Annotated in this window: 11 protein-coding genes and 2 pseudogenes; 4 read left to right on the top strand and 9 right to left on the bottom strand. The window is 68.6% G+C overall.

Features of this window, described 5'->3' with window-relative positions; all coding sequences use genetic code 11:
- Window positions 1-1,045: AGE family epimerase/isomerase (locus OR16_RS37225; RefSeq protein WP_006164267.1), on the bottom strand; the 1,045-nt coding region annotated here is incomplete at its 3' end.
- A gap of 376 nt (window positions 1,046-1,421) precedes the next feature.
- On the opposite strand from OR16_RS37225, the gene OR16_RS37220 reads away from it, so the two are divergent.
- The gene (locus OR16_RS37220) at window positions 1,422-1,694 is read left to right on the top strand and encodes a hypothetical protein (RefSeq protein ID WP_006164265.1); all 273 of its coding nucleotides are present in this window, start codon (window positions 1,422-1,424) and stop codon (window positions 1,692-1,694) included.
- 30 nt (window positions 1,695-1,724) lie between these two features.
- Here OR16_RS37220 and OR16_RS44285 read toward each other — a convergent pair whose 3' ends face one another.
- The 8 genes and pseudogenes from OR16_RS44285 to phnG all read right to left on the bottom strand — a co-directional run bounded on the left by OR16_RS44285 (window position 1,725) and on the right by phnG (window position 7,961).
- Window positions 1,725-1,871: a hypothetical protein gene (locus OR16_RS44285; RefSeq protein ID WP_158001412.1), complete on the bottom strand. Its 147-nt coding sequence runs from the start codon at window positions 1,869-1,871 to the stop codon at window positions 1,725-1,727.
- Complete coding sequence (locus tag OR16_RS37215) at window positions 1,868-3,100, bottom strand: alpha-D-ribose 1-methylphosphonate 5-triphosphate diphosphatase (RefSeq protein ID WP_006164263.1); 1,233 nt, start codon at window positions 3,098-3,100, stop codon at window positions 1,868-1,870. The genes OR16_RS44285 and OR16_RS37215 overlap by 4 nt, the downstream gene beginning before the upstream one ends.
- 52 nt (window positions 3,101-3,152) lie before the next feature.
- Window positions 3,153-3,926: a phosphonate C-P lyase system protein PhnL gene (gene phnL, locus OR16_RS37210; protein WP_006164262.1), complete on the bottom strand. Its 774-nt coding sequence runs from the start codon at window positions 3,924-3,926 to the stop codon at window positions 3,153-3,155.
- Window positions 3,927-3,928: 2 nt separating this feature from the next.
- Complete coding sequence (gene phnK, locus OR16_RS37205; RefSeq protein ID WP_006164261.1) at window positions 3,929-4,717, bottom strand: phosphonate C-P lyase system protein PhnK; 789 nt, start codon at window positions 4,715-4,717, stop codon at window positions 3,929-3,931.
- Window positions 4,714-5,649, bottom strand: coding sequence for an alpha-D-ribose 1-methylphosphonate 5-phosphate C-P-lyase PhnJ (locus tag OR16_RS44755; protein WP_192816483.1), 936 nt, complete (start codon window positions 5,647-5,649; stop codon window positions 4,714-4,716). The genes phnK and OR16_RS44755 overlap by 4 nt, the downstream gene beginning before the upstream one ends.
- A 72-nt stretch (window positions 5,650-5,721) precedes the next feature.
- Window positions 5,722-6,801: pseudogene (locus OR16_RS44750) on the bottom strand (carbon-phosphorus lyase complex subunit PhnI); the annotation flags it as partial.
- A gap of 1 nt (window position 6,802) precedes the next feature.
- The gene (gene phnH / locus OR16_RS37195; protein ID WP_006164257.1) at window positions 6,803-7,381 is read right to left on the bottom strand and encodes a phosphonate C-P lyase system protein PhnH; all 579 of its coding nucleotides are present in this window, start codon (window positions 7,379-7,381) and stop codon (window positions 6,803-6,805) included.
- Between the two features lie 79 nt (window positions 7,382-7,460).
- Window positions 7,461-7,961 (bottom strand): phosphonate C-P lyase system protein PhnG, encoded by a 501-nt coding sequence (gene phnG, locus OR16_RS37190; protein WP_050983231.1) that lies wholly within the window; start codon window positions 7,959-7,961, stop codon window positions 7,461-7,463.
- Window positions 7,962-8,156: 195 nt separating this feature from the next.
- Here phnG and phnF point away from each other — a divergent pair, with 195 nt between their 5' ends.
- The 3 genes and pseudogenes from phnF to OR16_RS37175 all read left to right on the top strand — a co-directional run bounded on the left by phnF (window position 8,157) and on the right by OR16_RS37175 (window position 10,958).
- Window positions 8,157-8,891 (top strand): phosphonate metabolism transcriptional regulator PhnF, encoded by a 735-nt coding sequence (gene phnF, locus OR16_RS37185; protein ID WP_006164253.1) that lies wholly within the window; start codon window positions 8,157-8,159, stop codon window positions 8,889-8,891.
- Between the two features lie 93 nt (window positions 8,892-8,984).
- Window positions 8,985-10,182: pseudogene (locus OR16_RS37180) on the top strand (alpha-D-ribose 1-methylphosphonate 5-triphosphate diphosphatase).
- 26 nt (window positions 10,183-10,208) lie between these two features.
- On the top strand, window positions 10,209-10,958 hold the full coding sequence (locus OR16_RS37175; RefSeq protein WP_006164246.1) for a DUF1045 domain-containing protein: 750 nt from the start codon (window positions 10,209-10,211) through the stop codon (window positions 10,956-10,958).
- Window positions 10,959-10,998 lie beyond the last annotated feature (40 nt).

Here is a 10,998-nt window from a genome sequence, read left to right as displayed (position 1 = left end):
CATCATGCCAGCCGCCCGCGTGCAGGAATCGCGCCGGGAAGGCGTTCAGCCAGGCCTGCAGGTGCGCCAGCGCCACGCTGTCCGCGCGCACCGCGAGCGCCCGCGCGAACTCGGTCTGCGCCCAGATGCGCTGGATCGGGTCGCGCGGCGAACCGTCCATGTGCAACGCTGCCGCCACACCCATGGTGCTGGTGTCGACACCGTGCTGCAGGGCGAAGTCGAACGCGCGTGCCAGCGCTTGCCTGAGCCCGGTGCCCTCGAACAATGCCGGAGCGCTGGCAAGCAGCGAGAACCACTCAAACTGGTGGCCGGGCTCGATCCGGTTGCCCGCGCTATCGGTGCCCAAAGGCAGCTCGGCAATGCAACCGGTTGCCGGATCGACAAAGGCAGCCAGCACGGCGGCGGCAATGCCCGCCAGCCGCTGTGCATAGAAGCGCTCCCCGGTGGCCTCATACGCCGCCAGGTAGGCCTCGGTCAGGTGCATGACCGGGTTTTGCTGAAGCGGTCCGGCGACCGGGCTGAAGTCTTGCGTGAGCGCGGCATGGTAAAGGCCGTTGCCGGTGGCGAAACGCTGCTCGATCAGACGGGTGGTGCCCTCCACCAAGGCCCGCGCCTGCGCGCTGCCCGACCGCTTGAAATACGCCGCGCAGGCGAAGACGACGAAGGCGTGGGTGTACAGATCCTTGGTGGTATCCAAAGGCTGTCCCTGCGCATCGATGCTATAGAAGAAGCCACTCGCCTCGCCATCGGCAAAACGGCCTCGCAGCGACGCGAACAGGCGTGCGGCGTGGGCCGCCCCATCGGCGTCGCCGCACTGCGAAAACACATAGAGCTGGCGCGCGCAGGCCATGGCGCGGTAACGCGCCACCGGCAAAGGCTGCTGGTCGGTGCCGGACAGCGCCTCATAAGGCAATTGCATCGCCGCGTTCCAGCCCGGCCCGGTCCATAGCGGCAGGACGGCGGCATCGTAGTGCGCGCGCAATGCGGCGAAGGAGGCGGCCTTGGGATCAGCACCAACGGAGGCAAGGGGTGGCGTAACGTTCATGCGGAAAAAGGGAAATCGGTAGGAGGCGCGTATCTGCCACCCGTGGAATATACCTCAGCGCGCCAGCCGGCCTTCCCGAGCGAGGGTCGCGGCCACCGGGTGCCGCCTTCGGCCCCCTAGCTCGCTTGCGCCGATGGCAAGCTTGATCCCGCCAGTAAATCGCCTAACCTTACGACGTGGCCCCTCGAATCGATTGCCGCAGTAAGCGGCTTTTTCGCCGTATTTCGCGCCAGCCGCGGCGCCTGGGCCACATTCCTGGATTGTGCAGATGACATGACCGGAGGGATGCCTGCCTCCCGTCCAAACCGTCCGCTAAGCACATTCGGCCCATCCGGAGCCCTCCGGAGGTCGCGCCCATGCTCCATGGGAGAGCAAGATGGAAAAGCCGGTTGTAAGCCCCTTGCGTTTTGTCGAAATACTCAACGCCAGGCTGCCCGCCCATCCCCTGTATCAGGAGGGGATGCGCGTGTACGCCATTCCTAATCACTCGGAGCACCCGCACAGCCTGGTCTGTGTCGGCCCGCGCGGCGTCAAGGGCGTGTGCGCCACGGTGGAACTGATCGTGCGCGGCGAGTGCGAGATCTTCCCCGACATACCGGGCGACTGGCACGCCTCCGTCCACGGCACCGCCCGCGCGTCACATCTCTAGGGCGTTCCCACCCTCACGCTCACACCCTGCTCAAACCCGCTCCAGCTTGTGGTGAGGCCGGGGTGGCAGCGCCACGCGGATCGCGTCTTGCGCGCGCACCAGCCCCGCCAATGGTGCTTCGAGCGCTTCGAGTGCTTCGAGTGCTTCGCTCCCTGCGTTGCCGGCCGCCATGCTCATGCGGCCGCGCGCCCTGGCTCGCCGGCCACCGGCATCTGGACCACGCCCGCGCTGTCAGACGCCAGGGCGCCCGCCGGATAGCCGGCGGCAAACACCAGGCGGCCAGACGACCACGTATGCGTCACCAATGGCTGGCCCGCCACCATGGCGACCGCAACCAGGTCGGCACGCAGCCCGGCCGCAATGCGGCCGCGATCGGCCAGCCCGCAAGCCGCCGCCGGGTTGGCGCTGACCAGCGCGGTGGCCTGCGGCAGGCTCAGGTCCCCCAGGTGCTCCGCGGCAAAGGCCGCGGCAATCAGCGTGGAAGGCTGGTAGTCCGAGCACAGGCAGTCCGCCACGCCGGCGCGAATGGCGTCGATGGCGCGCATGGAGCCGCTCTGGCTTTGGCCGCGCAGCACGTTGGGCGCGCCGAGGATGGTCGGCAGTCCCTTCTCCTTGGCAGCATGCGCCGTCTCCAGGTTAATCGGGAACTCGCTCATGCGCACGCCCAGCGCATGCATGGTGGCGATGCGCTCCACCGAGTCGTCGTCATGGCTCGCGGCCGGCACGCCCATGCGGGCGGCCAGCGCCAGCAGGCGCTCGACCCGGCCCAGCGCGCCGTGCTGCTCCACCAGCTTCTTGTCAGCGGCGGCGCGGGCTTCTTCCCGGCTCATGGCGTGGTTGCCCATCATGTAGGCCAGGTACGCCTCCAGCGTCTTGAACTGGCCCTGTCCAGGCGAGTGGTCCATCACCGAAACCAGGTCCACCAGGCCGGCTTCCACCAGTTGCTCCAGCACCGGCAAGGCGCTGGCATCGGTGACCTCATAGCGGCAATGGACGCGGTTGTCCACCAGGCTGTGGCCGCGGAAGGCCGCGACAGCGCGCACGAGCTCGCCGGCGGTGTCGAAGTTGCGCACGCCGAACGAGTTACCGGCAAACGAGACAGCATGGTAAGGCGTGGTGATGCCCGCGGCGGCGTTGCGGCGATCGATCTGCGCCACGGCAAAGTCAAGCGGAAACATCACCCGTGAGCGCGGCTCGGCTTCTTTCTCGATGGCGTCCGAATGCAGGTCGATCAGGCCTGGCAGCAAGGTCTGGCCGCGCAGGTCGATCTCCTGGGCGGCGCGTGGCACGGCAGCGGCATCAGGCTCGATGGCGGTGATGTTGCCGTTCTCGATCAGCAAGGCGCTGTCGGCTAGCACGCCGTCGGGCAGGACGATACGCGCATGGGTCAGGTAGGCAGGAGGCATGGTCGGTTCCGGGAACGATGGGGAACGAATGATTAAGGCAACGATGAATGGCTCAACCTGCCACCGCCGCAAGCTTGCCGGCGGGCGCGGCCTCGGCCGCGGCAGGCGGGTGCAAAGGCAGCAGCCTGGTGGCCACGGCATCGCGCACCGCTTCATCGTGGAAGATGCCGACCAGGCAACGGCCCTCGGCCAGCGCTTCACGGATCAGGGCCACCACCACGGCGCGGTTATCCGCGTCGAGCGAGGCGGTCGGCTCATCGAGCAACAGCACGGGATGGCCGCCGATCAGGCCACGCGCGATGTTCACGCGCTGCTGTTCGCCCCCCGAGAAGGTCGCGGGGGGCAGGCTCCACAGCCGGCCCGGCACCTGCAGCCGCGCCAGCAGCACCGCGGCCCGCTCGCGCGCTTCGTCGGCGCTGGCGCCGCGCTGCTGCAGCGGCTCGGCGACCACATCGAGCGTGCTCACGCGCGGGATCACATGGAGGAACTGGCTGACATAGCCGATCACCTCACGCCGCAGTTGCAGGATGCGTTGCTCCGGCGCGCGGGTCAGCTCCACCCACTCGTCGTTGTCACGGATGCGGATGCTGCCTTCGGTGGCCAGGTAGTTGCCGTAGAGACAGCGCAGCAGCGTGCTCTTGCCCGCGCCGGAACTGCCGGCCAGCACCAGGCATTCGCCAGCGGCAGCGTCGAAATCGATGGACTGCAGTACTGGCAAGCGCGTGCCGCCCTGGTTGTGCAGGATGAAGGTCTTGCCAAGGCCGCGCACCTGGATGCGCTGGGCGTCGGCGGCCATGCTTTGATGGTGGTAGGCGTCTTGCGTCATGATCAGCCCTGCAGGATGGAGGACACCAGCAACTGGGTGTACGGGTGGTGCGGGTCGTCGAGGATCTGGTCGGTCAGGCCGCTTTCGACCACGCGCCCGCCTTGCATCACCAGCGTGCGGTGCGCCAGCAGGCGCGCCACGGCGAGGTCGTGCGTCACGATGATGGCAGCCAGCCCAAGATCCGCCACCAGCCGGCGCAGCAGGTCGAGCAGGCGGGCCTGCACGGAGACATCGAGCGACGCGGTGGGCTCGTCCATGAACACCAGGCGCGGATGCGTCACCAGGTTGCGGGCGATCTGCAGGCGCTGCTGCATGCCGCCGGAGAAGCTGGTTGGCGCATCGTCCAGGCGGTCCAGGTCGAGCTCCATCTTTCCCATCCACGTGCCGGCCACTTCGCGCAGCTCGCCGTAGTGGCGCCCGCCCACCGCCATCAGGCGCTCGGCGATATTGGCGCCGGCACTTACGCCCATGCGCAGGCCGTCGCGCGCGTTCTGGCGCACGAAGCCCCAGTCGGTGCGCGCCAGCAGGCGCAGCCGGGCGTCGGACAGCGTGGCGAGGTCAACCAGCCCTTGCTCGCGGGTGTCGTAGCAAACGCTGCCGGATTCCGGCGCGGCCTGCCAGGACACCGCCTGCAGCAAGGTGCTCTTGCCGGAGCCGGATTCGCCCACCACGCACAGCACTTCGCCAGGGAAGAGATCGAAGCTGACCTCATGGCAGCCGTGCACGCCGTCCCAGGTGCGGGTCAGGCCGCGCACGGACAACAGCGGCTGGTGCGAATCGGTGCGGCTCATGCTGCCTCCTTGCGTGCGTTGGCGGCCGTGCCACCGGGCCCGGTCTCGCCGTGCTCCTGGCGGGTGGCGCAGTACTCGGTGTCGGAGCAGACGAACATGCGCCCGCCCGCGTCGTCGGTGATGATTTCATCGAGGTAGCTGTCGGTGGAGCCGCACAGTTCGCAGCAGCCCTCCCACGTCTCCACCGCAAACGGATGGTCGTCGAAATCCAGGCTCTTCACGCTGGTGAAGGGCGGCACCGCATAGACCCGCTTCTCGCGGCCCGCGCCGAACAGCATCAGTGCCGGGCTGTAGTCCAGCTTCGGGTTGTCGAACTTGGGGATGGGTGACGGCCGCATCATGTAGCGCTGGTTGACCATCACCGGGTAGTCGTAGGTGGTGGCGATGCGCCCATGGCGGGCGATGTCCTCGTACAGCTTGACATGCATGGCGCCATATTCGGCCAGTGCGTGCATGGTGCGGGTCTCGGTCTCGCTCGGCTCCAGCCAGCGCAGCGGCTCCGGGATGGGCACCTGGAACACCATGATCTGGCCTTTGGCCAGCGGGGTCTCCGGAATCCGGTGCCGGGTCTGCACGATGCTGGCTTGCGCGGTGCGCTCGGTGGTCTGCACGCCCGTCACCCGGCCGAAGAAGCGGCGGATGTTGATGGCGTTGGTGGTGTCGTCCGAACCCTGGTCGATCACCTTGAGCACGTCGTCGCTGCCGATGATGGAGGCCGTGACCTGGATGCCGCCGGTGCCCCAGCCATAGGGCAGCGGCATCTCGCGGCTGCCGAACGGCACCTGGTAGCCGGGGATCGCCACCGCCTTGAGCAACGCGCGGCGCAGCATGCGCTTGGTGGATTCGTCGAGGTAGCCGAAGTTGTAGTGTTCGTCGCGCACGGCAGCGTTGGCGTTAGCGTTAGCGCTGAGGTCAGCGTTGTTGTCGGTCATGATGCGATGGCCTCCTGCGCCTGCGCTTGCGCCATGTCGGCAGGGTCTTGTTCGGACGGCGTTGGCGCCGGGAGCCGGCACGCCCTGCCCGCGCTCTGCGCGCAGGCGGCGCAGCAGTTCAAGATTGGTCTGGAAATCCACGTAGTGCGGCAGCTTCAAGTGCTGCACGAACCCGGAGGCCTCCACGTTGTCGCTGTGGTAGAGCATGAACTCCACGTCGTTGGCCGGTGCGTCGGCGGCTTCGCCCAGTTCGGCGGCGCGCATGGCGCGGTCGGCCAGCGCCATCGACATGGCCTTGCGCTCGCCATAGCCGAACACCAGGCCGTAGCCGCGCGTAAAGCTCGGCCCCTCCTCGGCGTTGCCGGCGAACTGGCTCACCATCTGGCATTCAGTGACCTCGATCTCGCCGATGGTCACGGCAAAGCCCAGCTCTTCCACGAACAGTTCCACCTCCACCTCGCCGTAGCGGATCTCCGCCGCGAACGGGTGCGAGTTGCCGTAGCCGCGCTGGGTCGAATAACCCATGGACAGCAGGAAGCCTTCATCGGCGCGGGCCAGGTTCTGCAAGCGCGCCGGACGGGCCGCGGGCAGCGCCAGCGGTTCGCGCGTGAGGTCGGGCGGCGCGGGATCGTGCTCGGGCACGGTCTCCGGCTCGATCAGCGACTCCTGGCGCAGCAGGTCCGTCACGCGTGGCATGCGCGCGTCCAGCGTGGTCGATGCTGGCGGCAGCGGCGCATGCTCGCGCTCGGCCTCCAGCGTGAAGTCGAGCAAGCGCTGGGTGTAATCGTAGGTGGGGCCGAGTACCTGCCCGCCCGGCACATCCTTGAAGGTGGACGAGATCCGGCGTTGCAGGCGCATGGTGCCGGTATCGAGCGCCACCGAGTAGCCAAAGCGCGGTAGCGTGGTGCGGTACGCGCGCAGCAGGAACACGGCTTCGATCAGGTCGCCCGCCGCCTGCTTGATGGCCAGCGCGGCCAGATGCGGGTCGTACAGCGAGCCCTCGGCCATCACGCGCGACACGGCCAGCGGCATCTGCTCGCGCACCTGCGCCAGTGTCAGCTCCGGCAGCGCGCGGTCGCCGCGGCGGTAGTCGTCCAGCATGCGGTACGAGTTGAGGATGGCGCGTTCGCCCCCTTTGACGGCAACGTACATGTCAAGCCTCCGCTTGGGTGGTGCGCGGCAGCGCGCACAGGGCGCTGCCACTGGTCAGCAGCACGTCCACGCCGAGCGGGAATCGCACATGGTTGGCCTGCCACTGGGTCCAGAAATCGGCCGGCAAGCCTTGCACGGCCAGCGTGGCGTGGGTCTCGATGCCCGGGCCGCGCAGCGTGACCTCGGGGCCGCCGTTCAGCGATGCCACCTCGATCAGCAACGTGGCGGAGCGGTCCGGGTACGCCGGATCGCCCAGGGCGCATGCGGCCAGATCCGGCACGGCGCAACCGGCCGGCACCGCCACGAAGGCCGCCTGCTCCACTTGCGCCACCAGCGGGCAGCCGCAATGAAAGCGCAGGAAGGCGCGCACGCCTTCGGGTGTCTCGGGCGGCAGCCACAGCGGCGTATCGCTGTCGACCAGCGTCAGCAGCAATGCGCTCAGGCCCTGGGACAGCCCCTGCGGCACGCCACACGGCTCGGCCAGCTCGCCAACGCTCCCCGGGTGGGACATGGCATCCAGCGCGGCACGGAAGGTGCGCTGCGCCGAGTGCACCGCATCGTCAAAGCCAGGCAGCAGCATTGGCACGCCGGCGCCCTGTCGGCCCGGGGGCACGTTGTCGTATGCAGCCGCCCGGGCGGCAATTGATTGGCCTGGCATCTCAGTCTTCTCCACGCACCATGGTAAAGAACTCCACCTTTGTCTGTGCCGCCACGGCGGCCTTGTGTTCACCCTGCGCCGTGCGCGCCCGGGCAAGCGGCGCGACCACTTCGGCCTGCACGCGCGCATGCCACTCGGGCAGTTGCAACAACGCGTCCAGCACAGCGATCCGCTCCGCCTGGGCGTGTGTACGCCCCTGCACGTAACCCACCCCGACCACGCCGGGCTCCAGCGTCACCGCGCAGCGGGTCACGCTGACTTCGCCCAGGTTGAACTGCGCCCCGGTGCCGCCGGCGCGCCCGCGCACCATGGCCATGCCGCTCTCCGGTTTGCGCAGCAGGCGGTAGGCCGGCAACGCGCCCAGCCGTCCAACTGCTTGCTCCAGCGCATCCGGGGCGGCCAGGGCCAGCACCCGCAGCCACGCGGCGCGGGCCGCCTGTGCCGCCTTGTCCTGGGCCGCCACCCCTGGCTGCGTGCCCGCTCCGGTCTCGGTTCGATCCATTTCACATCCCCTATACGTCTATACGTTTAGATGTAGAATACCATCCATGGCCGAACTACAACACAGCCAGATGAAGCTTTCGTGACGCCCGCTAACGGAGTTCGGCATCGTGCACGGCACGCCGGCGTTGAGGCACAATCGCATCCATTGAAGCACGCCAATGATTAACGCAGGATGACGAAAAGGCAGGACACGATGGTGGAACAGGAAGTCGAACGGGGTTCGGGAGTTGCGGTATGGCGCCAGATCGGCGAGGCCCTGGCGCTCGACATCCGCAACAAGCTCTATGTCCCGGGCGAGCGCCTGCCGCCCGAGCCCGAGCTCGCCACGCGCTTCGCGGTCAACCGCCACACCATCCGCCGTGCCATGGGCGAGCTGGAGCAAAACGGGCTGGTGCGCATCGAGCAAGGCCGTGGCACCTTCGTGCAGGAGCACGCGATCGACTACGCCATCGGGCGGCGCACGCGTTTTTCGCAGAACCTGGCCAGCCAGGGCATGCGCGGGCACATCGAGGTGCTGGAGTCGCAAACGCTGCGCGCGCCCGAGATCGCCAAGCACCTGGGCCTGGCGCGCAGCGCCCCCATCCTGCGCGTACAGATGCTGGGCAAGGCCGAAGCCCGCACCATCGACGTGGCCGAGCATTATTTCGACGCTACGCGGTTTCCGGACATGGATGCCGAATTGCGGGCACGCCAGTCGATCTCCAAGGCGTTCGCCCATTTCGGCGTGACCGATTACACGCGCAAGTGGTCACGCATCACCGCGGCCATGCCGACGGCGCCGGTGGCCCGCCAGCTCAACCAGCCCAAGACCCGGCCGATCCTGCAAGTGGAGGCGCTCAATGTCGATCCGCAAGGCGCGCCGCTGCAATACAGCGTGGTGCGCTTTGCCGGCGACTGGGTGCAGCTGACCGTGGCCGACCAGGATTAAAATGCGCACTCGCACGCCACGCGGCACGCACCGCCAGACAATCCAATTGGTCTAGACATCTGCTTGTCATCTGCCCGCGCTAAGGTCGCCAGCATGGATACCAATCACGCATTTCACCCCACCCTTGCCGGCCTGAGCGGCCGGCGCGTCCTCACCGCCAACGGCATCGCGCCGGCGGCCTTCGCGTTCCGCGGCGGTTGCCTCGCCGGGCCGGCCAGCACGGCGGGACCTGCTCTCGATGCGGGCGACCTGCTGGTACTGCCCGGCATCGTGGACATTCATGGCGACGCCTTCGAGCGCGCCGTGATGCCGCGCCCCGGCGTGAGCTTTCCCTACACCAGCGCGCTGTTCGATGTGGACCGCCAGTTGCTCGCGCATGGCATCACCACCGAGCTGCACGGCGTGACGCTATCGTGGGAAGGCGGCCTGCGCGGCGAGGCTTACGCCCAGCGCATGTTCGACGGCCTGGAGCGCATGCGCGGCACCCTTGGCGCGCAGCACCATGTGCACCTGCGCTTCGAGGCGCATCACCTGGCCGGGCTGGAAACCGCGCTGGCGTGGATCGATAGCGGCAAGGTACGCTTCCTGGCCATCAACGACCACCTGCCGCTGATGGCCGCCCGCATCCACGACGCGCGCAAGCTGGCGCAGTACGCCGACTGGCGCGGAGTGCGACCCGGCGATCTTCCGCCAGCGGCTGGAGCAAGCGGCCGCACAGGCTGGCGAAGTACCCGAAGGCGTGGCGCGGCTGATTGCCGCCGCCCGCGCCGCCGGCCTGCAAGTGGCCTCGCACGACGACGGCGACGCCGCCACCCGGCAGCGCTATCACCAGCAAGGCTGCACCGTGGCGGAATTCCCGCTCACCGTGGATGTGGCCCGCGCCGCCCATGCGCTGCGCAACCACGCCGTGTTCGGCGCGCCCAACGTGATCCGCGGCGGCAGCCACACCGGCGCCCCGGATGCCACCGAGATGATCGCCGCCGGGCTGTGCAATGTGCTGGCCTCCGATTACTACTATCCGGCGCCCCTGCAAGCCGCGTTCCGGATAGCGCAGCTTGGCGTGCTGCCGTTGCCGGCCGCCTGGGACCTGGTCTCGCGCAACCCGGCGCGCGCCGCCGGCATGCACGACCGCGGCGCGCTCAGCCCCGGCTTGCGTGCCGACGCCATCATCGTCGACGACCGCGATCCCGCCCTGCCCCAGGTCTGCGCCGCCATCGTGGGCGGTGTGCTGCACCACGCCACGCGCGCCTTCCCGCTGGTACAGTCCGGCGGCGAGCGGCGCGCGGCCTGAAGCGCCTATCCAGGATGCCGAGCCCGATGTCGAACAATCCATTGCCACAGGCCTTTCGCTACGCCATCTACCTGAATCCGGCCGCGCCCTTTCGGCTGGTTGGCGAGCAATGGCTGGGCCGCAGCGCCGAAACGGGCGAGGCGATCGCGCGTCCCGCGGCGGACGATGCCCGCATCGCCCGCTGGACTGAAGCACCGGCCCGCTATGGCCTGCACGCCACGCTCAAGGCCCCGTTCCGGCTAGCCCATGGCCAGACCCCGGCCGGCCTGGACGCCGCCATGCGCGCCTTCGCGCTGGACCGCCAGCCCTTTGCCGTGCCGCTTGCGTTGCATAACCTGCGAGGCTTCCTGGCCTGGTGCCTCGCCGGCGATGCCAGCGCCGATGCCCGCATGCACGCACTGGCAGACGCCGCGGTGCGCCAGTTCGATGCCTTCCGCGCGCCGCCGGCCGCGGCGGAGCTGGCTCGCCGCAAGCCCGGGCAACTGGGCGAGCAAGAGCGCCGCATGCTGGATGCCTGGGGCTACCCCTACGCATTTGAGACCTTTATCTTCCACATCACCCTCACGGGCATGCTCGACGGAACCGAACAGGCTACTGCCATCGCCATGCTGCAAGCCGCCAGCGGCCCGCTCCTGCAACAGCCCTTGGCGGTACGCGACGTCAGCCTGTTTGTGCAGCCCGCGCCGGATGCACCCTTCGTGGCCGCCCGCCACTACGGTTTCGACGGCACCACCACCGATGCCGCCGGAGCGGCCATGCTGGAAGCCACGGCATGAGCGCCAACGCAAGCAGCGCGGCAGCACGGGCCAACATCGC

The organism is Cupriavidus basilensis OR16, assembly GCF_000243095.1.
Taxonomy (GTDB): domain Bacteria; phylum Pseudomonadota; class Gammaproteobacteria; order Burkholderiales; family Burkholderiaceae; genus Cupriavidus; species Cupriavidus basilensis_D.
The sequence above is the reverse complement of the archived record's forward strand: the minus strand, read 5'-3'. Positions and strand labels throughout refer to the sequence as shown.

Bases quoted from the DNA above. Each gene is read 5' to 3' on its own strand.
- OR16_RS37220 (WP_006164265.1), top strand. From the start codon at position 1,422: ATGGAAAAGCCGGTTGTAAGCCCCTTGCGTTTTGTCGAAATACTCAAC.
- OR16_RS44285 (WP_158001412.1), bottom strand. From the start codon at position 1,871: ATGAGCATGGCGGCCGGCAACGCAGGGAGCGAAGCACTCGAAGCACTC.
- OR16_RS37215 (WP_006164263.1), bottom strand. From the start codon at position 3,100: ATGCCTCCTGCCTACCTGACCCATGCGCGTATCGTCCTGCCCGACGGC.
- phnL (WP_006164262.1), bottom strand. From the start codon at position 3,926: ATGACGCAAGACGCCTACCACCATCAAAGCATGGCCGCCGACGCCCAG.
- phnK (WP_006164261.1), bottom strand. From the start codon at position 4,717: ATGAGCCGCACCGATTCGCACCAGCCGCTGTTGTCCGTGCGCGGCCTG.
- OR16_RS44755 (WP_192816483.1), bottom strand. From the start codon at position 5,649: ATGACCGACAACAACGCTGACCTCAGCGCTAACGCTAACGCCAACGCT.
- phnH (WP_006164257.1), bottom strand. From the start codon at position 7,381: ATGCTGCTGCCTGGCTTTGACGATGCGGTGCACTCGGCGCAGCGCACC.
- phnG (WP_050983231.1), bottom strand. From the start codon at position 7,961: ATGGATCGAACCGAGACCGGAGCGGGCACGCAGCCAGGGGTGGCGGCC.
- phnF (WP_006164253.1), top strand. From the start codon at position 8,157: ATGGTGGAACAGGAAGTCGAACGGGGTTCGGGAGTTGCGGTATGGCGC.
- OR16_RS37175 (WP_006164246.1), top strand. From the start codon at position 10,209: ATGTCGAACAATCCATTGCCACAGGCCTTTCGCTACGCCATCTACCTG.